Here is a 24373-nt window from a genome sequence, read left to right on the forward strand (position 1 = left end):
CTTGACAGCCTGGAGTACTTGATTCCATTTTTGCTGGATGTCCAAGAACTCCGGACTATTGCGGTTGGCTAGATAATGATCCATCCCTGCGGGGATTTTGGCTTTCGAGGCGACGCGCGGCGCAGGGCTTCGCGATGGACGATGGCCTCCAGCCCCCGCTCCCGAGGCGGAACCACCGGCGGCAAGCCCGCCTTGCAACGCTCGCTCCAGCTTCGCCTCCAAGTCTGCAAGCTGGCGCCGCAGTTGTTGGACCTCAGCAGCATCAGCGGATGCTCCGCCTCCCGTTCCAGCACTGCGAGCCCCTGCTGGGTGCTCTTCGGCGCCGTCTTTGCCAAACGTACAGATCTTCAACAGAGCAACCTCAAACAAGGTTTGGGGCTGCACGGCATATTTCATTTCGGTCTGATAGTGGTTCAGCGTATCGATGATTCGGAACAACTGCGATTTGGAGAAGCCCTCGGCAATCTCCGCAAAATCCTGTGGATCCAGCACACGTTCCGTCAACTTGTCCGCTTGCGGCACCATTTTGACCATCAGCAAGTCACGGAAATAGTAAAGCAGGTTCTCCATGCACTTGTCTGCGCTTTTGCCTTCCTGCATGAAGCCGTCAATCATCTGCAGCATCCCGCCGATATCGCCGTCAAGCAGCGTTTTGGCCAGCTCTGCAAACTGCCGGGAGGCGATGCCGCCGGTCATGTCCAGCACCTGCTGATAAGAGACCTTTCGCCCCGAGAAGGAAGCAATTTGATCCAAGATGCTTAACGCATCCCGCATCCCGCCGTCAGACAATCGGGCGATATACTCGATGGCTTCCTTCTCCGCTTCGATGCCTTCTTGCTCACAGATCATCTGCAGCCGTTCGCTTTGCTCTTCCAACGATACCCGGCGGAAGTCAAAACGCTGACAACGCGATATCACCGTAGCCGGCAAACGATGCGGTTCAGTGGTTGCCAGAATAAACATGACGTGTGGAGGCGGCTCCTCCAAAGTCTTCAGCAACGCGTTAAACGCTTCCGTCGTTAACATATGGACTTCATCGATAATATAAACTTTCTGCCGCACTTCCGTAGGGGCATATTTCACTTTCTCGCGCAAATCGCGGATTTCTTCAACCCCCCGGTTGGAAGCGGCGTCAATCTCAAGTACATCCATGACAGCACCGGCCGTGATTCTCCGGCATGCATCACACTCGTTGCAGGGTTCTGCTGCGGGTCCTTTTTCACAGTTGACCGCCTTGGCCAAAATTTTGGCCGCACTGGTCTTCCCGGTTCCACGCGGACCGCTGAACAAATAAGCGTGCGACAGCCGCTGTTCACGGATCGCATTCTGCAATGTGCGAATGATATGCTGCTGCCCCACCATGTCTTGAAACGACTGCGGCCGCCAAGCCCGGTACAGCGCAATATGCTCCATTCTGCGGCACCTCTTTCTTTCCTTAAACGACGGTTGTCGTTCCCTTATTATACTATAGCCTTTTGGTCTATGTACAAAAAAAACACCCCTGTCCGCAGACAAAGATGTATTCTGATCCAATATGTACCGTGCACCTGTTATCGATCATTGCGATCCGAGCGGCACCTTTACGGCAAGACTCGGGACAGGCTGCCCTCCGGCACAGGAGTAGGACTGCTTATGGCTGCTTCCTTCCGGACCTGACCAGGTTCACAGGTACTCCTTGCGGAGGACCCGTCCGTCAACGTCTGCCGTAAAGACCGGCCTCACATCGGCAAGACCTCTAACAGGACTTCAACCTCGCTATAGCGGATTGCGAGTTACAGGGCACCGCTACCTCCCCATCTAGCACGGTGAAACTAAGTATAGCTCATGCCTGTCTAAAATGCAACCGGAGGGAAGAAGTTGTCAGTGTCAAGCTAGCGTGGGCAGTCATTTAAGATGCCTGGAACGCGAACCCCGAAGGAACCTCTTCCTTGTAAGCGCTTTGCTTTGTTCTTTCATCAAACACAAGTGATTTGTCAGAATTTTTTGCCGTTATCCGCGAAGTGCTTTGAGTGCCATACCCGTTGTGCTGCTTTGCTTCGGTCCTTGCAGCATGCGAATCATTCCAGCGATACAACCCTTGACCGGTTGCGTCACGTTCTTGAGCAATTGCCGCATGTTTATCGACTGCTGCGGCGTTGCCTGCTTACTCGCTTGTCCTTCAACCGTTCTTACCACCGTGCCCGCTTCTTGAATCCTCATCATCGTCCTCAGCATCGCCCTGACGCCTCGCTCACTCCAACTGTACCCGCCACGCTTCGTCCGCTTGGCGAATATACGCATCTGCGATTCCGCGCTTCCCATCGGGCGCATGCCGCTTGTGTCGATCCCCTTCGCCTGGAGTGTTTTTCGGTAGTCGTCCAAATGCTTCTCATGCCGCTTTAGAACTTTTATACGGCTTCCAATCCTTCCGGTTCTCTTCCGCTATCTCTTGCTCCGACACGCCTTCCAGGACCGCCATAAGCGCGGCTGCATCCTGTTTGGCCAAAGACCGTCTCACGGTCTCCCACACCTGCGGCAAATGACCAACAAAGCGTTTCAAATCACGCGCCACATGAAAGCGGTCCAGCATGTACAGACATTGGTGAAAGTAGGATGTACATTCCCCGATCCACGCCGCGCTGTCTCCGTTCACCACAAGCCACGTGTTCTCGTCGATTTCGTAACGCTCCACCAGAAAGTCCCCGAACCCTTCCCAGAAGTTGCCGCCGCTCGTATGCAGGTAATGCTGTTTGTTCTTCAGCTGTACCCGCTTGCCGTTCTTCTCCCAGCCTTCGTGTACGACTGCAATTGCGTTCTCCATCCCGCGCTTTTTGCTCCGCTGCAGCTTCGTGTACAGCCCATCCACTTCCACGAACAGCACGCGGGCAGCGCGCCGTTTCACCGCTGGCATCGGCTGTTGCGCACGCTCCATCAGTTTTTCCCTGATCGCTTGGTGGCTCAGCACATTGTAGCCCAAAAGCTGCTCCAGCCGCTTTGCGCTGTCCCGGTACGACGGTCCTTGGCTTGCGAATGCGATTGCTGTCTCTTCCAAATGCGGACTGACTTTCCCGCGCCCTTCGAATTGCAACAGCTGATCCAGCAGATACACGTGTTTGCCGCTTCTACGGTCACAGTACAATCTCCGCTTAAAGCGCACATTCCCGAACACTGTGTTGACGCTTGTTTCACGCTCGTCCTTTACTCGATAACGCTCTCGGTCCCGTTGCTCCAGGATCTGCTGATCCAGCGCCTCCAGTACCTGCTTCATCGCACGAGCGAATTCCTCCTGCATTTTCCGGAAAATCCATTGCTCAATCTCTTTCATCGTCGGCATTGTTGTGGTAAAGTGGCTCACAGGAGCTTCCTCCTTCTTGGTGTGTTGTGCGCAAACATCACTTTACCAAGGGAGAAGCTCTTTTTCTATATCCGCTTTTTCCAATTCCTACACCCACAGAGATTTTACACTATCGAAGAAGTTGGCGGATTTGCCTTGCTTATGCCTCGACTATCACTGAGTTGTGCGCGCTCTCTCATGCAACTCTAGTTATATTTTGCTATATTAATAGAATAAGGAAATGGGAAAATTGAAGTGAGTGAGAGAGGGGAAACAAATGAAAATAATTGGGAAGCTCTTGCTGAGCATCGCCCTGCTAGCTGGCGGCTTGGTCGGCTTGCAATCATCCCGGGTTGAAGCGGCATCCCCGGTTCGAATTTTGCTGGACGGATACCCGCTGGATTTTGCAGGTGAACCCATGATTGTAAACGGCACGACGCTGGTTCCATTCCGCTCCATATCCGAAGCGCTTGGCATCAACGTCACTTGGAACCAAGCTTCCAAAACGATCACTGCGATTAAAGGCACAGGCGCTGAAGTTATTCATGTTCAGTTAACGCTGAACAACAAAACGGCCAAAGTGAACAGCACCTCCGTGCCACTGGCAGTTGCGCCCCGGTCCGTTGGAGGCAATACCCTGATTCCGCTTAGCTTCTTCAGTCAGCAGTTTGGGGCCCAGGTCGGGTGGGACCAAGCTTCTCGGACCGTATCCATCGCCTCCCCGCAAAAACGGATGTATACGCTGGGGTTCTATGCTATTTCCTCCTTCTCAGATGTTGGAATGATTCCGAGTCTGGACGCTGTTGCTTTCGGCTGGAGCCGGATCAACGAGAAAGGAGAGTTTACGCAAACGGGGGATGTGTTTAGACTTCCGCAACCCGCGGGCAACGTGACAGCGGATAGCCTCGTAAATGAAGCGGCATCGGCACGTACCTTGCCTTATCTGATGGTCTTCGCCAGCGATGGGAAAGGTGAACTGACCCGGATCTTGGAGGATCCAGCCCTACAGCAGCAGGCGATTACCGATATGGTGAATGCTGCTACTGCGAAGTCATTTCAAGGGATTATGCTCGATTTCGAGGGGCTTGGCTTAACGACAGAGAAGACGGCAACGCGGCAAGCTTTTAACAACTTCGTCAAAGAATTGTCAAAACAAACCCGGGCGGCTGGCCTCAAGTTGTCCTTGGCGCTTCACCCGCTGAACTCATCCTATCAAGGTTATGACTACAAAACGCTGGGAGCGCTGACGGACGAAATCGTGATCATGGCTTACGATTATCTCCAAGGAAACAATAGCGGCCGGCCGCAACCCGCAGACAAAGTGGACGAAGCGATCCGCCTGGCTCTGAAAGAGACAAGCGCCAGCAAGCTGCTCCTGGGGTTAAATATGGACAGCGAGGACCAGAACACCGTCAAAACGCTGATCGGACTGGCGAAACGCCATGATCTGAAGGGCATCGCCCTATGGCGCCTCGGCATCATCAAGAGCGAAGAATGGAATGGTTTGAAAGAAACTGTGGAGTTTAAGAAGTAAGTTATTCCTCATAGGCAGGTTGGAGATGAAGAGCGGACCGTTGTCGGCAATCGTCTCCGACCTTTTTTTAGTTTGTACGCACGTCGCCACCCTCGGTCACAATCGCCAACCGGCTGATTATACGCCACCTTCCGTCATCCGATCTCTATCGCAACAGTGAACCAGCCGAAAGGTACACCGCGCCGCCCCTGACCTCCGCCCCCAGATCGCACATTGCCCCGCTTAAATGCAAAAGTACAGTTCATTTCGCCAATTTCACACCATGTTGCCGTTTTAACTGCAAAAGTGCAGTCCATTTCCGCCTTCTGCGGCCAAATCGCCGCTATGCCGCCTTTTTGAACTGCACTTTTACATTCCATCATGCCAATTCCCTCATTCTCGCGCTTGCTCAACTGCACTTTTGCATTTAGCAACAGCGGATCCACTCCCACTCACCAATCGAACGCATCCCAATCCCGCCGAATCACCTCGTACATCCGAACCCGACCTGATTCACCGCTGGAACGTGCCTGCAGCCAACCCAGCTCACACAACTGCTGTAAATATCTCACCGCCGTTCGATGATTTACACCAAGTTGCGCCTCAACATCCTTCGGACGAATGGGTCTGCCTAACTGAACGGCCTGCAATAATGTTGATTTCAGCGCCAGCTTGGGAAGATCCGCCTGTTGCCCAGACACCTCAAATCGGCTCAAAAGCATGCGAAGCAGCATGATGCAAATTTCCGGCTGCTGTTCCACATCGTCATAGGCCAGGGAAACCACCCGGTACCCCATAGCTTGCAGAAAAACCTCCCTGTTCAGCTCCCGGCTATACATTGTACGATCCATATCGCGAACATGCGGTCCAAAGCCTTTCACCTCGATAATGAGCTTCACAGCCTCTGTTAACCAAGCGAAATCCGCAAAATACGGGCGCCCCCGCCAATCCGCAATCTCATACTCCGGATGAAGATGATCCAAATTCCCCCGCAAAGGCCACCATACATTACGCAAAAACAACTGCTCGCCATGCCCATGCCCTCGTTCTAAGCGGTCTTTTCGCTCACCCGAACGGCGTTTACGATGCGTGTCCAACCACAAGTGATGCGCTTGATCAAAGTCCACTGCCGTCCCCTCCCACTCTTGAAAACTTAACTTTGAAAAAAATAAAAAACGCCTCCGCCCATCATCAGATCGGCAGAGACGTTCTTCGTCATTTCGCTTGTTGTGCAAGGGTATCTTAGATACCGTATTTCTTTTTGAATCTATCCACACGTCCACCAGCATCCAGGAATTTCTGCTTCCCGGTGAAGAATGGATGGCAGTTGGAGCAAATTTCAACGCGCAGGTCTTGTTTCACGGAACCCGTCTCAAACGTGTTACCGCAAGCGCAAGTTACAGTAGTCACGTAATATTTCGGTTGAACTGCTTCTTTCATCTTCTTTCACCTCTTTCCGCCCTGAGCCTCAGTCGTGCCCAGAGTTATATGACACACAAACGCATTATAGCACGGGGCAACCTTTCGCGCAATTGCCTGTTTTATCCTCGCACCTTGACGCGGGCCAATTCCGCCGGCGGCACATGTGTATACGATCCGATGACCACGTCCGGCAGCTCCTCCTGAAAAATCTCAATCGCCTGCTTCATTCCAAGAATCTCCCCTTTGGCCTTCGGAATCAATTCCAGATAGCTTTCCGGATCGATATTCAGGTTACGCAGTTGAATCAGCTTCAGATTGGTGCGGCGGGCGAATTCGATCATCGCTTCAATTTCTTCCTCCCGGTCCGTAACACCAGGGAAAATCAAATAGTTGATCGAGGTATATACCCCTTGGTCTGCCGCATACTTCAACGATTTCTCCACATTCGCGAGTGAATAACGACGCGGTCTGTAGTAGGCATTGTAGTGATCGTCCAGTGCGCTAATTGTGCTGACCCGCATTAGATCCAAGCCGGCATCAACGATCCCGCGGATATGATCAGTGAGCCCCGCGTTGGTGTTGATATTAATGTACCCCATATCCGTCTGGCGCCGCACTTCGCGAATCGCCTCAATGATCAGCTTGGCCTGCGTGGACGGTTCCCCTTCACAACCCTGGCCGAAGCTGATAATCGACTCTGGCGTCTTCAGATGCTCCAGCATCACTTCCACCAGTTCTTCGACACGCGGGCGGAAGTTCATCCGCGTCTGCGGGGAGACAAATCCGCTGTCATCCGGTTGTTCGGAAATGCAGCCGAAGCAGCCCGCATTACAAGAATAGGAAACGGGAACGGCCCCTTCCCAGCGATTCAGAAACGTATTGGATGCGGTCAGGCACTCATAACCTAACGCACAGTTCGATAAATGTTCGTACAGCCGATTCTCCGGATAACGGGAGGTGTAGGCTTTCACCTGATTTTTCAGTTCAAGAGGATCACAATTCAGCGGATTCCACTTCTCGGGATCATCCGACAGGCGTGCGGTCACGTAAAACTGACCGTCCTTCCAAACCACCGCAGAATACCCGAACAAAGGCAGCTTATAATCTTTGTCCGTCTTCACATACCCCGGCAAACAAAGACGGGTATAGCCTTGCGGGAGCAGAGCGCCGACCGCCTGAACATTCCCAGGGAGCGGCTTCATTTCGCCCGTTTCCGGGTCCATTCCGATTGGCCGGGTGGACGGCAAGCCCACCAACGTCGCCCCTTCAGGAAGCGGAATCAGCTCATCCTCCATAATCTCTACGATCATATCCGCACTGCGAGCTAAGCCGTACAGCGACGGATGATCATAGACCTGTCCTTGTTCATCTGCATACACTAAGTACATGTTGTTCTCCTCTTTGTATTCATCGCGGGAAGCCAAGCAAGCCCTCCCGAGAGATCTCTTTAAACCGTAGTATTTTGCGTACTGCCAGCGCCCGTAGAAGCCGAACTCGACCGCGAGGAAGTAGAGCCCGACCGCACCGGACGACGTGCCCCGCCATTACTGCTGCCCGAATTGTTCCCGGAAACATCAAAAGAAGCCAGGAATTCGGCATTCGTCTTGCATTCGCGCAGCTTTTTGAGGAAGCCTTCCACAAAGTCGTAAGAGTCGTTCATGTTCTTCCGGATCGACCAGATCGTATCCAGCTCTTCTTTGCTCAGGAGCACTTCCTCACGCCGTGTACCGGAGCGGCGAATATCGATTGCCGGGAAGATCCGGCGTTCCGCCAATTTCCGGTCCAGGTGCAGCTCCATGTTCCCCGTACCTTTAAATTCTTCATAAATAATATCGTCCATCCGCGAACCGGTATCCACCAAAGCCGTTGCCAAAATCGTTAAGCTGCCGCCCTCTTCCACATTCCGGGCCGAGCCAAAGAACCGCTTCGGACGATGGAACGCAGCCGGATCAATCCCCCCGCTGAGCGTACGCCCTGACGGCGGAACCACCAAGTTATAGGCACGTGCAAGACGCGTAATGCTATCAAGCAAAATCACAACGTCCTTCTTGTGCTCCACCAGCCGTAAAGCGCGCTGCAGCACAAGCTCCGCCACCTTGATATGGTTCTCCGGCAGCTCGTCAAACGTAGAAGCGATCACTTCGCCTTTGACCGAACGCTGCATATCGGTAACCTCTTCCGGACGTTCGTCGATCAACAGTACGAATAACTCAATGTCGGGATTGTTGGTGGAGATGCTGTTGGCAATTTCCTTCAGCAGTAAAGTCTTCCCTGCTTTAGGCGGTGCCACGATCAAACCGCGTTGGCCGAGTCCGACCGGGGCAAGCAAATCCATAATGCGGGTGGATAAATGATTTGGGGAAGTTTCAAGCACCAATTTGGTCTGCGGATAGAGTGGAGTCAGCGCTGGAAAATGCAGACGTTCCGCCGCAATGGCCGGGTTCTCACCGTTGACGGCGTTGACTTGCAGGAGGCCGAAATATCTCTCATTTTCCTTCGGTGTACGGCACTTCCCGGAGACCAGGTCCCCGGTGCGCAGATCAAACTTGCGGATTTGCGATGCAGAAATGTAAATATCCTCCGTGCTGGGCAGATAATTGATCGGTCTGAGGAAACCGTACCCTTCCGGCAAAATCTCGAGCACGCCTTCCATAAACATCAGACCGCTTTGTTCAGCCTGTGCCCTCAAAATAGCAAAAATCAATTCTTTCTTCTTTAATTGGCCGTAATAAGGGATCTGATATTGCTTCGCCAGCTTGTACAGCTCGGTAAGCTTCATCCCTTCCAAATCGGCGATTTGAAGATCCATATTAAAATAACCACCTATTCAATTTTATTGAAAACTATGAAGTATGGCGTAATGATAGACTTACTCGCCTATTATGCCCTATCCTTGGCAACTTATGCGCAAAAACGGAAAGTTATTCTTCCATCTCCCGCCATACATCTGCACCCAATGCCCGTAAGTTGGGCACCAGATGGTCATATCCTCGGTCAATTAACTCCACGCCAAAGACTTCTGTCGTACCTTCCGGCACCGTAAGTCCAGCTACAACCAGCGCGGCCCCGGCGCGCAAATCCGCCGCCTTCACTTTCGCCGCATTCAGCGGTCCGCCTTCGATGATAGCAGAACGGCCTTCGACGCGGATTTTGGCGCCCATCCGTACCAGCTCCGGCACGTGCTTAAATCGATTGCTGTAGACAAAATCGCTCAGCACGCTGACCCCTTTCGCCTGCGTCAACAAACTGGTCATCGGCGATTGAATATCCGTCGGAAACCCCGGGTAGACTAATGCCTTGACATCAACATGTTGGTATTCTGGTTGTCCAATCACTCGAATGCTTTCATCGAGCTCTTCCACATGAGCACCCATTTCCAGCAGCTTGGCCGTCAACGCCTCCAAATGTTTCGGAATCACGCCGTCGATCAAGACATCGCCCCGGGTTGCTGCGGCAGCAATCATGTAAGTTCCAGCTTGGATCCGGTCAGGAATGATAGAGTGACGGCAGCCTTTCAGCTCCGTAACGCCTTCGATTCGGATCGTCTCCGTACCGGCCCCTTTAATTACCGCTCCCATGGAGTTTAACAAAGTGGCCACATCTATAATTTCAGGCTCTTTCGCCGCATTTTCAATAATTGTAGCGCCTTTGGCTCTCGTAGCCGCCAGCATAATGTTAATCGTTGCTCCAACGCTGCTGACATCCAGGTATACCTTCGCCCCGCGCAGCTCTTTCGCATGCAAATGAATCGCGCCGTGTTCATTCGTCACGGTCGCCCCTAAAGCTTCAAATCCTTTGATATGTTGATCAATTGGACGAGGTTCAAAGTTGCACCCCCCCGGCAAACCGATGGTCGCTTCTTTGAAGCGTCCTAGCAAAGCCCCCATCATATAATAGGAAGCTCGCAGCTTCTTTACCGGCCCGTTGGGCATCGGAATGGAACGAATATGGGTGGGATCGATACGCATCTGATTGCCATCCCACAGGACGCGGGCACCCAGCTCCTCCAAAATCTCCGAGTATACCGCCACGTCACTTAATATCGGCAAGTTATCCAGAACCACCTCGGATTCTGCCAAGATCGCAGCTGGAATCAACGCTATCGCGCTGTTTTTGGCGCCGCTGATCGAAACGCTTCCGCGCAGCGGACGTCCGCCACGAATCATTAATTTCTCCATAAGTCCAGGATCCCCCTACGTTTTTGCGTCGGTACACAAGCCCATGATTTTTAGCGGCAGAAATGGAAAGACACCGTCTAGGCGGTGTGCTCTCCAAGTCACCTTATTCAGCTGAACGGTCCAATCCCTTGTCCGTCCTAAAGTTTGCGCCGCAACCCGCCTAAGACAGGAGTACGGCGCACACGCTTGATGTTAATCCTTAAGCTTTGTTGTTGGAGCCGAATTCACGGATTTTCCCAACAACCGTAGCTTTGATCGCGTCACGGCCAGGAACGATGTATTTACGAGGATCGTATACATCTGGTTTCGCAGCCAGTACTTCGCGAACAGCCTTCGTAAACGCGATTTGGTTCTCCGTGTTCACATTGATTTTGGAAGTACCGAGCGAGATCGCTTTAGCGATATCATGCGTTGGGATGCCTGTCCCACCGTGAAGAACGAGCGGGATTTTAACAGCATCGCGGATTTCTTCCATTTCTTTAAAGCCCAGGTTAGGTTCACCTTTGTAAGGACCATGAACGGAACCCAACGCAGGAGCCAGCGTATCGATGCCAGTTTCGTTAACGATACGGACGCACTCGTCCAGTTTAGCGTATTGAATACCGCCAACAACGTCATCTTCTTGACCGCCGACAGTACCTACTTCAGCTTCAACCGAAACGCCTTTGGCATGTGCGTATTCAACCACTTTCTTCGTCATGGCAATGTTCTCATCAATTGGATGATGGGAGCCGTCGATCATAACGGAAGTAAAGCCAGCGTCAATCGCCTCTTTACATTTATCAAAGCTCGAACCGTGGTCGAGGTGAATCGCAACAGGTACAGTGATTTTCATGTCATGCAGCAAGCCTTCCACCATTTTAACAACGGTGTAGAAACCGCCCATGTGACGGGCAGCACCTTCGGAAACGCCCAGAATGACTGGGGATTTCTCTTCTTCTGCTGCAGCAAGAATGGCTTGGGTCCATTCCAGGTTATTGATGTTGTACTGGCCTACGGCATATTTGCCGGCAAGGGCTTTGTTCAACATATCTGTCATCGATACTAATGGCATGGGTTTCAATCCTCCTAAGGATGTGGGATATTATCTTTTTAGCCGACATTCACACACTTTTTTATTATACCACAACCTTGCAAAAATACTATTCATGCTTTCCTTTCATTTGTGAACGCCTTGTGTTGTACTGACGAAAACCCCGTTTTTGCAAAATTCCCATATAAAGAAAAAAGAGCTTCTCCCCTGGCTAACCCAGTTGGAGAAGCTCCTGTAATCCTGAATCATCGTACGATCTTACGGATTGATGAATTGCATCGCCTGCAACATCCGCTTCAGCAGGGCAGCGCTTTGTGCGCGGGTCGCATGTTCCCGGGGACCAAACGTCGTCTCACTCAAACCGTGGATGATGGAGGCTCCCGTCAGTCCATCCACCGCTGCGTCCGCCCATGGCGCGATGTCTGCTGCGTCGTCGAACGTTTTCGACGTCCCGTTGGCAGTAGGCGCAGATCCCGCGTACTCCATCGCCCTGACGAGCATGACCGCCATCTGTTCACGGGTTATGAGTTGCGCCGGACGGAACGTCCCGTCCTCGAAGCCGTCAATCAGCTGCGCCTCATTTGCCGCCCGGACAGCTCCTTCATACCATGTACCCGGCGTCACGTCCCGGAAAGGCGTCGCTCCGTTCGGTTCATCGTCCAGCCCTAGGGCCCGCACGAGCATGGCGGCAAATTCAGCACGGCTGATGTTATCGTCCGGTACAAACCGGTCCCGACCTCTTCCTTCAACCAGCAGCTTGTTCGCCATCAGGACGATATCCTCTTTCGCCCAATGCCCATTCACATCCGCAAACGATTGATCCGATGCGATCACCGTATACGCACCGTCGTAAGGCGAACGGATCGTCACTAGACCGTCGTTGCTGAAAACGGAAGGGGCGAACCGAAGGTGCCTGTGATTGTCGATGCGTACAGCCGTCGCTTGATCCGGATTGGCAGGTTCGGGCAGAACGGCCGTCAAGGTTGCGTATGTTCGGCCCCAATCCACACTGCTGCCGTCATGGTCCTCCAGCGAATAAACGACCGGTTGAGGGAGCAGCTGCTCCCCACCGACACTAGCAATTGCTCCGTTCGCGGTATCACTGAGGGAACCGACTGCCGCAGCGATCCCAAAGGTTACGGTTGCCTCCTTTGGAACGCCCTGCAGGACGTGGAGCGGAAGGCGCAGCCTATTTCCATCGACGCTCCATTCCAACCAAGCGTCCTGTTGAAGCTCTACCGCATGCAGCAGCGGGGCGGCCGGAAGGTCCATTTTGACCGCCTCTCCAATGTCTTGTGCTTCGATCCGAATATAGTCCTGCTGAACTGTCAACGCTTCGGACAATTGCCCCGCCGTCGGGAAAATCCGAGTTATACGTTGCCCGTCGGACGATTCGTACGATGCGTCGACCCGTTTGACCTCGCCGTTGATTTTGATGATCACCTGATGGAACGCCGCAGACCCGCCTCCCGTTCCCGAGTACCCCGAATTTCCGGAACCCCCAGAGCCACTAGAGCCGCCGGATCCAGCAGGAGCGGAGACCGTCACCGTGCGTGTCACTTCCGAGGCGGCGTTGCCGGACGGATCCGCCACATTGTAACGGAGCGTATACTCGCCCGCCCTGTTTGTATCTACGGCTCCGCTTACGACAATAAGATGGGTGACGTCGCCGTAATAGGCATCGGTCGCTTGTGCTCCGGGATCGGTAAACGCTGCACCAAACGGTACGCTCATCACGGGATCGCCGACCAATGTGAGAACTGGAGGCTGCGTATCCTTCACATAAACCGTACGCGTCACAGTCACAGCCGCATTGCCTTCGGTATCGGAAACGTCATAGGCAAGCGTATAAGTGCCAAGGGTCGAGGTATCCACTGTTCCCGTTACCACGATCGATGCGGTGAGGTCACCGTCCTGCAGATCCTGCGCCGTTGCTCCGGGATCGATAAACAGGCTGTTCGCTTCCACCGTCATCGGATTCGGTCCGTTCAAATAAATCGTCGGCTCACCTCCGTCGTACACGTACACATCGCGAGTGACCGTCGCGGTATTCCCTGCATGGTCCGTGACCGTATATTGGACCGGATAATGACCGAGTTGCGACGTGTCCACGACGCCTGTAATCACGATTTCGGAAATCTCGCCATCGATCGCATCGGTTGCCACCGCCCCCGGTTCCACATACGACTCGCCTTGCGGGATGTTCATCGGATTGCTGCCGTTCAGCGTAAGTATCGGCGCCGTGTTGTCCAGTCGAAACACGTTCGATACGGCGTCAGCGACATTCCCAGCTAGATCTTGCGCGCGGACATGCAAGTACCAGTCGCCGTCTCCGCTTGTCTTCTGCAACATATCGCCGCTCGCAAAAGCAGTCCAGCCGCTCGCGGGAACAGCCGTGCTTTGCGTCCAGGCGTATTGCAGGGAGTCGGCGTCAACACCACTCCCCGAATCATTCACGGTCACGATGCTTTCCGCCGTTTTCGCAGGCTCCAGATTGCCGTTCTCGACGAACTGAACGTCGGGAGGCACAGCATCCCTCTGCACGGTGATCGTATATGTCCGAGGCGGTTTCAAATACGGTTCCACCCGAACAGGGATGACCGTTGTCGCTCCCGAGAGGCTTACGGTCGCCGTGCTGCCGCTCGCTATTGGCTGGTTGTCGACATATAGCTGGGCGTAAGTCGAGTCGGCGAGCGTTGCCTTGATATGCACGCTCGATACCAACAGGTCGTCGAAGGTATAATCAGTGACCGAAGGAGAGAACGCGGGGTCGATATCGCCTTCCTGCACCGTCAGGTCGCTCAGAAGGTCATTGCCCGGCACGTCCGTTTGACCATAATCTTTGTCATCTCCCGAGTCGATCCCCCAGGCGATGACGGTGCCGTCTGACTTCAGCGCCAACGAAACGGTTCCGCCCGCCGAGATTGCCACCACATCAGAGAGTCCGGCCGGCACGTTCGTTTGATTATAAATATCACTTCCCCAGGCAACGACAGTGCCGTCTGACTTCAACGCCAGCGAATGCATTGCGCCTGCGGAGATCGCCACCACATCAGAGAGCCCCGGCGGCACGTCCGATTGACCGAAAGAATTATCCCCCCAGGCTTTGACGGTACCGTCTGACTTCAGCGCCAGCGAATGCAAGGATCCCGCCGAGATCGCCACCACGGACCCCGGCGCCTTAAGATCGTCCGGCACCTCTCTTTGACCAGTTCCATTACTTCCCCAGGCAACGACAGTGCCGTCAGATTTCAGCGCCAGCGAATGCATTGCGCCTGCGGAGATCGCCACGACCCCGGTCAGCCCAGGCGGCACCTCCGTTTGATCATCACTTCCATCACTTAACCAATCTCCCCAGGTAACGACAGTGCCGTCTGACTTCAGCGCCAGCGAGTGAAGATCTCCCCCTGCGATCGCTACCACCTCGGTCAGTCCGGCAGGTACGGTCGATTGGCCGGTGTCTTTTCTTCCCCAGGCAACCACGGTGCCATCCGATTTCAGCGCCAGCGAATGATGCAATCCCGCGGCAATTGCCTTCACTCCGGTAAGCCCGTCAGGCGGGGTCAATTCACCAAGATCCGGGTCGTCGTCCTCAAAGAAATCTCCCGGGTTGCCTCCCCAGGCAACCACGGTGCCGTCTGACTTCAGCGCCAGCGAGTGAACCACCCCCGCCGCGATCTCGATTCCCTTGACAGGCATCGCAGTCCCTGCAGGCACGTTCGTCTGACCATAGTTATTATATCCCCAAGCGACGATGGATCCATCTGACTTTACAGCCAATGAATACCGATATCCCGCGGCGATTGCCGCCACCCCGTCAAGTCCGGCCGGCACGTTCGATTGACCATACTCATTCTCTCCCCAGGCAACGACGGTTCCGTCCGACTTCAAAGCCAGCGAATGATACCCGCCCGCCGCGATTGCCACTACCCCGTTAAGCCCGGCCGGCACGCTTGTTTTACCTTGACCATTATCTCCCCAGGCTTCGACAGTGCCATCCGATTTCAGCGCCAGCGAATGATTCATTCCGGCCGCGATTGCCACAACCCCATCAAGATCGCTCGGCACGTTCGTCTGACCAAAGTTATCGAGTCCCCAGGCTTCGACGGTGCCGTCCGACTTTAAAGCTAGCGAATGATACCCGCCCGCCGCGATTGCCACTACCCCGTCAAGCCCAGCCGGCACGTTCGTCTGACCTTTGCCATTCAGACCCCAGGCGACGACGGTGCCGTCCGCTCTAAGCGCCAGCGAATGATCTATCCCAGCCGAGATGGCTACAACCCCGTCAAGCCCAGCCGGCACGTTCGTCTGACCATAGTTATTGCGCCCCCAGGCGACGACGGTGCCGTCCGCTCTAAGCGCCAGCGAATGATCTATCCCAGCCGAGATGGCTACAACCCCGTCAAGCCCAGCCGGCACGTTCGTCTGACCATAGTTATTGCGCCCCCAAGCGACGATGGATCCATCCGACTTTAAAGCCAGTGAATGATATCCACCCGCCGCGATTGCCACAACCCTGTCAAGCCCGGCCGGCACATTCAATTGACCAAGGGCATTCGATCCCCAGACGACGACAGTGCCATTCGCTCTAAGCGCCAGCGAATGATCCACTCCTCCCGAGACTTTCACATACCGGCTTCCCTTGCCCGCTTGCGCCGCATGCGCCGACCCGGCACCGTATGGAACCGCCACAATCAGCAACAACACGAAAGTCAGAGTAATAGAAATGAGCTTTCGACTTTTAATAAATAACATAATAGATATACCCCGCATTCTGTATTCCGGTTAGCTTGTATCGTACTTCCGGATTTTTCTGGTCCATCGCCTGCTACAACAGAATTAAAAATCATACTGTACTGTACAGTTTGATAAAAATATAAAATGGCTCTCGACATCTGTCAAGGTGAAGCTTTTGCGCTCATTGACCCGTCTTGTACGATATGAAATAATTTGAACAAGTAATACAGAGCATGGAGGAGCGATCTGGACCTATGATAAACCTGTCGCCGCGGGAAGCGGCAAAGCGCAAGCAAATTTTGACGGCTGCCCGCAGCCTCTTCCTAACCCGGGGGTACGCTGGAACGAGCATGGATCTCGTCACCTCGGAAGCCGGCATATCCAAGCAGACGCTGTATCGCTATTACTCGACTAAGGAAGCGCTGTTCTCCGACCTGCTGTGCCAAGTGATCCACGAGCTTACGGAGGAGAAGCAGCCGTCACTAGCGAGCATGCCCCTGCCCGAAAACCGGGAACAGCTCTACGAAACTATGCTGATGATGGCCCGAGTCATCGCCGTAAAGCTAAGTGACCCGCTTTATCTATCCATTCTTCGCATCGTTTTTGCGGAATCAGTCCGCTTTCCTGAGCTCGGGGAGCTGCTTCTCGAATCCTTTCCTAAAAGCACCGAAGTATTGACGGATCTGCTGAAGAAGTGCAGGGAAACGGGGTTGGTGAAGCTGGAGGACGGCGATGAGGAAATGTCAATGAGAATGTTCATCGGGCCGCTGATTGGCCAAGCCTTTCTCGACGGTCTGATCTGTGGCGCTTCCACGCCGGAGCCCATGCCCGAGAAAGAACTGAAGCGACTGTGCCGGATTTATGTAGAATCGATTACTTAATGGTGCAGAATGCCAATAAAATAATAAAAAAAGGACCTCCCAAGGATCCGCGTGGAAAACACGCCATCATCCTCAGGAGGTTTATTATTTAGAACATCTCTTGCTTTAAAGTACATTTCCACTTTTAAGCTGTAAATTAACTGCTGCGCGCATTTCATCAATGTCAAAGGGTTTCGTAAAATGCATCAGCGCCCCAAGGTCCGTCGCTTCCTTGATCATGTCAAGCTCACCGTAAGCGGTCATCATGATTACCTTGATCTCTGGATTGACCTCCTTGATATGCTTAAGGATTTCCAAACCGTCCATGCCCGGGATTTTCATGTCGAGAAGCACTAAATCCGGCGAGTCGCTGCGGACGATTTCCAAAGCCATCTTACCGTTGGCTGCCTGAAACGTTTTATACCCTTCGCTGCTAAACACTTCCATCAATAAAATGCGGATACCGTTCTGATCATCGACAATTAATACTTTCTTCTCTTCCACCGAAAAGCCCTCCCACAAGTCCACCATGTAATCCTGGTCATAAGTAAATACTTCGCTCCCGATTTGCAAAACCCTTCTCCACTGGAAAAAAGAGCCTTAAAAAATCAGTTGCCCCAAAATTACAGGTGCTTTGAGATTGGAATTTTCGATAAATCCGTTTAGGACAGGTGAGCGATCGAAGCTTTCACGAACTCGCGGAACAACGGCTGCGGACGGTTCGGACGGGAGGTGAATTCCGGATGGAACTGCACCGCCAGGAACCAAGGATGATCCGGAAGCTCGACGATTTCCACCAATCGGCCGTCCGGCGAAGTCCCGGAAATGCGCAGGCCCACGCGCTCCAATGTCTCACGGTATGCATTGTTGAACTCATACCGGTGGCGATGGCGCTCGTAAATCAGTTCATCGTTATAACATTGCATCGCAAGCGATCCCGGTACCAGCTTACAAGGGTATAACCCAAGTCGCATCGTACCGCCCAGATCTTCGATATCCTTCTGCTCCGGCAACAGATCGATTACCGGATACTCCGTGGAAGGGTTGATCTCCGAGCTGTTCGCGCCTTGAAGTCCGGCCAGCGAACGAGCATATTCGATCACCGCAACCTGCATCCCCAAGCAAATGCCGAAGAACGGAATCCGCTTCTCGCGAGCATATTTGATCGTTGTAATTTTGCCTTCAATACCGCGATCGCCGAAGCCGCCTGGAACCAAAATCCCGCCAACGCCTTGCAGCAGCTCATCCACGTTCTCGTCTGTAACTTCCTCTGCGTTCACCCAGCGGATCTTCACATCGGCATTCGCATCAAAGCCGGCGTGGGATAACGATTCTACTACACTGAGGTAAGCGTCATGCAGCGCCACATATTTCCCGACGATGGCGATTTCCACCGTCTTCTCCAGCTTGTTAATGCGATCCACGAGGCCTTCCCATTCACGCATATCCGGAGCCGGCGTCGTCAGCTTCAGATGGTTGACAACGATCTCGTCCAGCCCTTCATCGCGCAGGTTCAGCGGCACTTCGTACAGCGTATTGGCATCCCGGCACTCCACAACCGCGCTTGGATCCACATCGCAGAACTGTGCAATTTTCGCTTTGATATCGTCCGACAGCTCATGCTCGGTACGGCAGACGATCACGTTCGGTTGAATCCCGATGCTGCGCAGTTCTTTGACGCTGTGCTGAGTCGGCTTGGTTTTCACTTCGCCAGCCGCTTTAATATATGGAATGAGCGTGACGTGAATATACATCACATTCTCCCGTCCGATGTCGCTCTTGATTTGACGAATCGCTTCCAGGAACGGCAAGCTCTCAATGTCACCGACGGTTCCCCCGATCTCGGTGATGACCACGTCAGACCCTGCTTCACGCCCAGCGCGGAAGACACGCTCTTTAATTTCGTTGGTAATATGCGGAATGACCTGAACCGTGCCGCCCAGATACTCGCCGCGACGTTCTTTGCCAATAACGGAGGAATAGATTTTCCCAGTCGTCACATTGCTGTTCTTAGAAAGATTGATATCGATAAAACGTTCATAATGGCCCAGATCCAAGTCAGTCTCAGCGCCATCGTCCGTGACGAACACTTCCCCGTGCTGATACGGGCTCATCGTACCCGGATCGACGTTAATATAAGGATCGAATTTCTGGATCGTTACCTTTAATCCCCTGTTCTTCAACAGCCTTCCCAGCGAAGCCGCCGTAATCCCTTTCCCCAGTGAGGATACGACCCCGCCTGTCACGAAAATGTATTTTGCCACAGCCAAAAACCTCCTAAAGTAGTACGTGTTCACAATCCCATCGGATCCCAGAAATTCAGGTAACTTAGATCATTAGCGTAACCTATTATCCGGTAAAACATAGCCAAAAAGGCATAAAAAAATAAAAAGTGACACCCGAAATGGTCGGGGCACTTTTTAATAAAATTCACATGTTATATAGGTTTGAATCATAAGCCCATGCAATAGTTTACCCGTTACCCTAGTTCGTGTCAAGTCAAGTCAGAGCGCATCTTATGAACAAAATAAGGAATGAAAAAGGACGGCCATCGCCGTCCTTCATAAGCCCTTCAGATATCGCGAGGCCCCTGCCTCAAAGCTAATTAATCCTCGTCGCTATCGTCGAAATCCTCATCGGTGTCCAGATCGTCGTCCTCTTCGCTAAGGTCTTCCTCGTCTTCAAGTTCCTCATCTGGAAGCAACTCTTCGTCATCCACATCTTCCACGTCGTCATCGTCATCATCTGGGAACAACTCGTCTTCGGAATCCTCGTCGAGTACATCGTAATCCTCTTCGTCATCGGATACGTATGTATCGTCCTCTTCCACAAAATCGTCATCTTCCAGATCGTCGTCGTCATCGTTAATGATGCGCGGACGCTTGGAGTTGCCAACCGGATCCTCCGACCGCTCGATCGGATACCAGCGTTTCAGGCCCCACAGGTTGGTGCCAACGCAGGCAAACCGGCCGTCGATGTTGATTTCGGTATAAAGCTGCGCAATCGCCTCGTTAATTTGCTCCTCGTTCATGCCGCGAAGCTTAGCGACCTCATTCATCAAGTCACGGTAGTAATATGGCGTGTTTGCCGCCTTCAAAATCATAAAGGCCAAATCGACCATGGGAATTTCTTGGACTTTCTCCGGGTCGATTTTCAAATTCAGCGGGGTACTCACGTTACGGACACTTCCTCTCACGCAAAAGTTCACTATAAAGCAATGATGAAACCTTATCGTTAGAGCCGGTTTCTTTCACTAACATATCCATATCACACAATAGTAAAACCTATTTGGCACCAAATTGCAAGTTTTAAAAACACACCAAAGCCCTGCCGCCAAAAGGGAAGGAGCGGAGAACCCCCTAGTCCCCCGCTCCTTGACTGTATCCTTCCCCAAAAGAAGGCCCTGCCCTCTCTTGGGTTGGCGAAAGCCGCAAGGCCTTCCCTTCATCCTATGTCCAGATTTGCACTTTGACACGCCGGATTCGCGCGAAATCCAGCAATCCGGGCCCATTTCCATTAAAACAGGGCCGCTTCCCCATTCAATGAAAAAAGGAACGTCATACTATACTGCAACACGCTTCGTAGGAGGGGCTACTCATACATGGACTACTCCGGATTCCTCAGGTTTTTGAACGATCATGTCGACGCCTCCGGAAAAAGCGGTCGAATCATTATCCGCTTTGCACACCCGGCAGAATTTGCCGAATGCGTCCGCCAATTGCTTAAGCACAAGCGCCAGCATCCCGCACTGCGGCACATCCGCACATCCTCGCTGCTGCAGGCGCTGATCTGTCCCCTCGGTTTACGTGGGGAAGTGGCCCGCTCCCGTTTCGGCCTGTGGGTCGAAGACGACAGCCTTGTCAGCGTCCATAGCCCGGCCCCGACAGGCAAGGGGCAAGCTCCATCCATCCCTTGGGGGGTGCGGCGAATCGGCGCCCCGGAAACCTGGTCCGTGTCCACAGGCTACAGGGTCCGTATCGGCGTGATTGATACGGGAGCCGATTTCAACCATCCGGATCTTCGCCATTCCTTGGCTCGCGGGATTAATCTCTTGAATCGACTCAGCTTACCATACGACGATAACGGACACGGCACGCATATCGCCGGAACCATCGCGGCCTCCGGCGGATCTCAAGGGATGATGGGCGTAGCCCCGCGTTCTTTGATATTTCCGGTGAAGGCGTTTGATCATAATGGCTCCGCCTTCGTTTCTGACATCATTTTGGGCATCGACTGGTGCGTACGCAACCGGATGCACATCGTAAATATGAGCTTTGGTATGAAGAGCAACAGCGCCTCTTTGCAAAATATTATTCGCAAAGCCTATAACGCAGGCATCGTTGTGGTCGCGTCCTCGGGGAACGACAAAAAGGGACGCGGCTGCGATTACCCGGCCCGTTACCCGCAAACGATCTCTGTAGGTGCAACCGGCAAGGACGGCAAAATCGCCTCCTTCAGCAACTACGGTCCGAATATCGATATTTACGCCCCCGGTGAAAAAATCAGCTCCGCCTGGCTGGGCGGAGGTTACCGCGAAATGAGCGGCACCTCCATGGCAACTTCCCATGTGAGCGGTGCCGTAGCCTTGCTGCTGGCCATGAAGCCGGACATGAAGCCAAGCGAGGTCAAGCGCCGGCTGCGTCGTACCGCTAAGCCGCTAGCCAGCACAGCGGCCAGAGCCAAAGGCGGAGGCGCTGGCGAGCTGAGTGCGGTGCGCCTGCTGCGCACCAAATTGGGGCGTAGCAGAAGCTAAAGCCCGCCGCCTGCTGCTTCCCTTTGCGGACTGATCTAATCGCAATGTGCCTGCTCCGTGCTTTGCTGGGATACAGCAGTTCAACACGAAGCAGGCACACTGAATCTTGTATAGGTAGTATAGATCTCTTTCCTGGCTCTTTTTGCACGATTATCCCTTTTGGTAAGTCGTCGTCTAAGGTGGATATTCAAATCAAGCCTTCATCTGATCCATCGAAATACCTCAGTAATCAAGCACAAGCACAACCTCCTCTGATCAAACGGGATACAGCCTGATCAAAGGCATAAGCGCTCTAATTTAACGGGATAGCCCCCAAATTGAACGCACAGCGTCTGATTAAGCGGGATAATCATGCAAAGAGACACTCAACTAAATTTACTCGCGTAACCGCTTCTGCGAATTACATTTTTTCTGGCGCAGATACGCCGATCAGACGAAGCACGTTGGCAAGTACCGTGCGCACCCCGCCGAGCAGCACCAGCCGTGCCGCCGTTTGTTCCGCGTCTTCAGTAATGACGCGCTCCGCCCGGTAATAGCTATGGAACAGCGCCGCCAGTTCATAGACATAGCGAACCAGTCGGTGCGGTGCGTAGTTCTCAGCAGCTACGTTAATTTCCTCCGGCAGCTCGCCGAGCTTCCGCAACAGATCGTATTCATGCTCAGCGGTCAGCTTGCTGAGATTCACATTCTCTGCCGCCGGAATCTTGATACCTTGTTCTTCCGCCTGTCGGAAGATGCTGCAAATCCGGGCATGGGCATATTGCACGTAGTACACCGGGTTTTCATTGGAGGTGGAAATTGCCAGATCCATATCGAAATCCAGATGCGAATCCATGCTGCGCATTGTAAAGAAGTAACGGATCGGGTCTACCCCAACCTCATCCATCAAATCCACCATAGTGACCGCTTTACCGGTCCGTTTGGACATTTTCACCTTCTCGCCGTCCTGGAACAGGCTGACCATTTGCGCAATCAATACGGTCAGTTTCTCCGGATCTTTCCCGATCGCCTGCATTGCGGCCTTCACCCGAGGAATATAACCGTGGTGGTCAGCGCCCCAGATATTGATGATCCGGTCAAAACCGCGATCATACTTATTGCGGTGATATGCGATGTCCGGCGTCAAATAGGTGTAGGTCCCGTCATTTTTCACCAATACGCGGTCCTTGTCATCCCCGTAAGCCGTCGTTTTCAACCAGGTCGCTCCGTCTTGTTCATACGTCTGCCCCTTGTCACGCAGCTCGGACAGCGATGCTTCAACTTGGCCATCCTGATACAGGGACGTTTCGCTAAACCAGACGTCAAAGCGAACCCGGAAGCGTTCCAGGTCGCGCTGGATTTTGGACAGCTCTTTCTCCAGTCCGAATTTACGCAGGAACGCTGTCCGTTCTTCTTCCGGCATTCCCAGCAGCTTGTCCCCCTGTTCGGCAACAAGCTCTTTGGCGAATCCCTTGATGTCTTCACCATGGTATCCGTCTTCCGGCATCTCAACGTCTTGTCCAAGCTCTTGGCGGTAGCGAGCTTCAATGGATTTGATCAGATTGACGATCTGGTTCCCGGCGTCATTAATGTAGTATTCACGCGTTACATCATAACCGGCGAAATCCAGCACGTTGCACAGCGCATCGCCCACAGCGGCGCCCCGGGCATGACCGAGGTGCAAGCTGCCAGTCGGGTTGGCGCTGACGAATTCGACCTGCACTTTCTTCCCATTGCCTAATGAAGTGCGGCCGTAGTTCTCACCTTCGCGGTATACCTGGAGCAGAATCGGATACAAATAACTCTTGCTTAACGTAAAATTGATAAACCCGGGACCAGCAACCTCTGCCTTCTCGATCCCAGCCTTTCCATAGTCGAGCTGCCCAAGAATTTCTTCCGCGATTTGGCGCGGGTTCTTCTTCGCGATCCGCGTCAGTTGCATCGCCGCATTGGTTGCGAAATCCCCGTGCGCCTTATCCTTCGGCACTTCTAAGACGATCGCAGGGATTTCTTCACGCTGCGCCAGACCAGCGGATACGATCGCATCCAGGATCGCTTCCTTCAGCGCCTGGTTCATTTGTTCCAATGGATTGTGTGGCATTTAAACGTCCTCCTGTATATGTAGACTGAGTTCAAAACGTCCTGATAGTTCTTCGAACACGTATAAATCGTATTCCCAGATCACCTGACCAACCGCCCCGTCCCATCGGGATTCCAGCTTCACCGTGTCGGTAGAAAGATTAAACCGAGTAAAGGGTGAGCGGTAAAACCCTGGTATTCGGCTGCCGCTGCGGAAGGTTTGCTCGGCCTCTACGCCTCCGTGGCGGATGATTTTCAGCTCGCTGCCCGATAGTTTAATCATTGTACGCGTCTTCGCACCATCCGGTCCCGGGTCTGGTTCTTCGTAGCGGATATATAAGGTGTCGCTCCGGCGGATGAGATCTCCCCGCAGGTGCTGCACCGTTTCTTCCGTTCCCTGTCGGCTTGTCAGTACAAGGCTTACCGGCTTGGTCTCCGGCATAGGTCAAAACTCCTTCCGACATCGATCCTTACTGTACTACTATAGCCAGTTCGCCCCGGCAATT

General features: G+C 53.3%; 17 protein-coding genes, 1 other RNA gene and 1 pseudogene (1 of these 19 running past the window's edge). 3 read left to right on the forward strand and 16 right to left on the reverse strand.

Features of this window, described 5'->3' with window-relative positions; translation table 11 throughout:
• From dnaX to C812_RS20780, 3 genes and pseudogenes are all read right to left on the reverse strand, one after another.
• Positions 1–1413, reverse strand: the 5' portion of a protein-coding gene (gene dnaX, locus C812_RS20775) for a DNA polymerase III subunit gamma/tau (RefSeq protein ID WP_016314605.1). The gene continues 357 nt to the left of window position 1, outside the view; 1413 of the gene's 1770 nt are visible here — the first part of the coding sequence; its start codon is at positions 1411–1413; its stop codon lies beyond the left edge, outside the window.
• 126 nt (positions 1414–1539) lie between these two features.
• Positions 1540–1806, reverse strand: an RNA gene (gene ffs, locus C812_RS22065) — signal recognition particle sRNA large type.
• Positions 1807–1989: 183 nt separating this feature from the next.
• A pseudogene (locus C812_RS20780) lies at positions 1990–3334 on the reverse strand (ISLre2 family transposase).
• Between the two features lie 256 nt (positions 3335–3590).
• Here C812_RS20780 and C812_RS20785 point away from each other — a divergent pair.
• Positions 3591–4847 carry a stalk domain-containing protein gene (locus C812_RS20785; RefSeq protein WP_016314608.1) on the forward strand — a complete coding sequence of 419 codons (1257 nt, stop codon included), beginning with the start codon at positions 3591–3593 and terminating at the stop codon, positions 4845–4847.
• Positions 4848–4981: 134 nt separating this feature from the next.
• Here C812_RS20785 and C812_RS20790 read toward each other — a convergent pair whose 3' ends face one another.
• From C812_RS20790 to C812_RS22445, 8 genes are all read right to left on the reverse strand, one after another.
• Positions 4982–5272: a hypothetical protein gene (locus C812_RS20790; RefSeq protein ID WP_157274763.1), complete on the reverse strand. Its 291-nt coding sequence runs from the start codon at positions 5270–5272 to the stop codon at positions 4982–4984.
• 6 nt (positions 5273–5278) lie between these two features.
• A complete protein-coding gene (locus tag C812_RS20795; protein WP_016314609.1) occupies positions 5279–5953 on the reverse strand; it encodes a PDDEXK family nuclease in 675 nt (224 codons plus the stop codon).
• Between the two features lie 115 nt (positions 5954–6068).
• The gene (gene rpmE, locus C812_RS20800) at positions 6069–6266 is read right to left on the reverse strand and encodes a 50S ribosomal protein L31 (protein WP_016314610.1); all 198 of its coding nucleotides are present in this window, start codon (positions 6264–6266) and stop codon (positions 6069–6071) included.
• Between the two features lie 101 nt (positions 6267–6367).
• Positions 6368–7636, reverse strand: coding sequence for a radical SAM family protein (locus tag C812_RS20805; protein WP_036626306.1), 1269 nt, complete (start codon positions 7634–7636; stop codon positions 6368–6370).
• A gap of 59 nt (positions 7637–7695) precedes the next feature.
• Positions 7696–9057, reverse strand: coding sequence for a transcription termination factor Rho (gene rho, locus C812_RS20810; protein ID WP_016314612.1), 1362 nt, complete (start codon positions 9055–9057; stop codon positions 7696–7698).
• Between the two features lie 112 nt (positions 9058–9169).
• The gene (locus C812_RS20815) at positions 9170–10426 is read right to left on the reverse strand and encodes a UDP-N-acetylglucosamine 1-carboxyvinyltransferase (protein ID WP_028539102.1); all 1257 of its coding nucleotides are present in this window, start codon (positions 10424–10426) and stop codon (positions 9170–9172) included.
• A gap of 199 nt (positions 10427–10625) precedes the next feature.
• On the reverse strand, positions 10626–11480 hold the full coding sequence (fba, locus tag C812_RS20820; protein ID WP_009226822.1) for a class II fructose-1,6-bisphosphate aldolase: 855 nt from the start codon (positions 11478–11480) through the stop codon (positions 10626–10628).
• A gap of 237 nt (positions 11481–11717) precedes the next feature.
• Positions 11718–16166, reverse strand: a complete 4449-nt coding sequence (locus C812_RS22445; RefSeq protein ID WP_167669351.1) for an RCC1 domain-containing protein — start codon at positions 16164–16166, stop codon at positions 11718–11720.
• Between the two features lie 284 nt (positions 16167–16450).
• Between C812_RS22445 and C812_RS20830 the strand changes: the two genes are divergently transcribed.
• Positions 16451–17077 (forward strand): TetR/AcrR family transcriptional regulator, encoded by a 627-nt coding sequence (locus tag C812_RS20830; protein ID WP_016314615.1) that lies wholly within the window; start codon positions 16451–16453, stop codon positions 17075–17077.
• Positions 17078–17182: 105 nt separating this feature from the next.
• On the opposite strand, the gene C812_RS20835 is transcribed toward C812_RS20830, so the two are convergent.
• From C812_RS20835 to rpoE, 3 genes are all read right to left on the reverse strand, one after another.
• Positions 17183–17560 (reverse strand): response regulator, encoded by a 378-nt coding sequence (locus C812_RS20835; protein ID WP_028539100.1) that lies wholly within the window; start codon positions 17558–17560, stop codon positions 17183–17185.
• A 158-nt stretch (positions 17561–17718) separates the two neighbouring features.
• The gene (locus C812_RS20840) at positions 17719–19320 is read right to left on the reverse strand and encodes a CTP synthase (protein WP_016314616.1); all 1602 of its coding nucleotides are present in this window, start codon (positions 19318–19320) and stop codon (positions 17719–17721) included.
• Between the two features lie 341 nt (positions 19321–19661).
• Complete coding sequence (gene rpoE, locus C812_RS20845) at positions 19662–20231, reverse strand: DNA-directed RNA polymerase subunit delta (protein ID WP_016314617.1); 570 nt, start codon at positions 20229–20231, stop codon at positions 19662–19664.
• A gap of 426 nt (positions 20232–20657) precedes the next feature.
• Between rpoE and C812_RS20850 the strand changes: the two genes are divergently transcribed.
• On the forward strand, positions 20658–21809 hold the full coding sequence (locus C812_RS20850) for a S8 family peptidase (RefSeq protein WP_016314618.1): 1152 nt from the start codon (positions 20658–20660) through the stop codon (positions 21807–21809).
• A gap of 400 nt (positions 21810–22209) precedes the next feature.
• Here the strand turns inward: C812_RS20850 and argS are convergent, their stop codons facing one another.
• The gene (gene argS, locus C812_RS20855) at positions 22210–23889 is read right to left on the reverse strand and encodes an arginine--tRNA ligase (protein WP_016314619.1); all 1680 of its coding nucleotides are present in this window, start codon (positions 23887–23889) and stop codon (positions 22210–22212) included.
• Positions 23890–24309: a YwiB family protein gene (locus C812_RS20860; RefSeq protein ID WP_016314620.1), complete on the reverse strand. Its 420-nt coding sequence runs from the start codon at positions 24307–24309 to the stop codon at positions 23890–23892.
• Positions 24310–24373 lie beyond the last annotated feature (64 nt).

Source organism: Paenibacillus barengoltzii G22, assembly GCF_000403375.2.
Classification (GTDB): domain Bacteria; phylum Bacillota; class Bacilli; order Paenibacillales; family Paenibacillaceae; genus Fontibacillus; species Fontibacillus barengoltzii.

Coding starts and splice junctions, on each gene's coding strand:
- C812_RS20830 (WP_016314615.1), top strand. CDS start 16,451: ATGATAAACCTGTCGCCGCGGGAAGCGGCAAAGCGCAAGCAAATTTTG.
- C812_RS20805 (WP_036626306.1), bottom strand. CDS start 7,636: ATGTACTTAGTGTATGCAGATGAACAAGGACAGGTCTATGATCATCCG.
- C812_RS20860 (WP_016314620.1), bottom strand. CDS start 24,309: ATGCCGGAGACCAAGCCGGTAAGCCTTGTACTGACAAGCCGACAGGGA.
- rho (WP_016314612.1), bottom strand. CDS start 9,057: ATGGATCTTCAAATCGCCGATTTGGAAGGGATGAAGCTTACCGAGCTG.
- argS (WP_016314619.1), bottom strand. CDS start 23,889: ATGCCACACAATCCATTGGAACAAATGAACCAGGCGCTGAAGGAAGCG.
- rpmE (WP_016314610.1), bottom strand. CDS start 6,266: ATGAAAGAAGCAGTTCAACCGAAATATTACGTGACTACTGTAACTTGC.
- C812_RS20815 (WP_028539102.1), bottom strand. CDS start 10,426: ATGGAGAAATTAATGATTCGTGGCGGACGTCCGCTGCGCGGAAGCGTT.
- fba (WP_009226822.1), bottom strand. CDS start 11,480: ATGCCATTAGTATCGATGACAGATATGTTGAACAAAGCCCTTGCCGGC.
- C812_RS20785 (WP_016314608.1), top strand. CDS start 3,591: ATGAAAATAATTGGGAAGCTCTTGCTGAGCATCGCCCTGCTAGCTGGC.
- C812_RS20850 (WP_016314618.1), top strand. CDS start 20,658: ATGGACTACTCCGGATTCCTCAGGTTTTTGAACGATCATGTCGACGCC.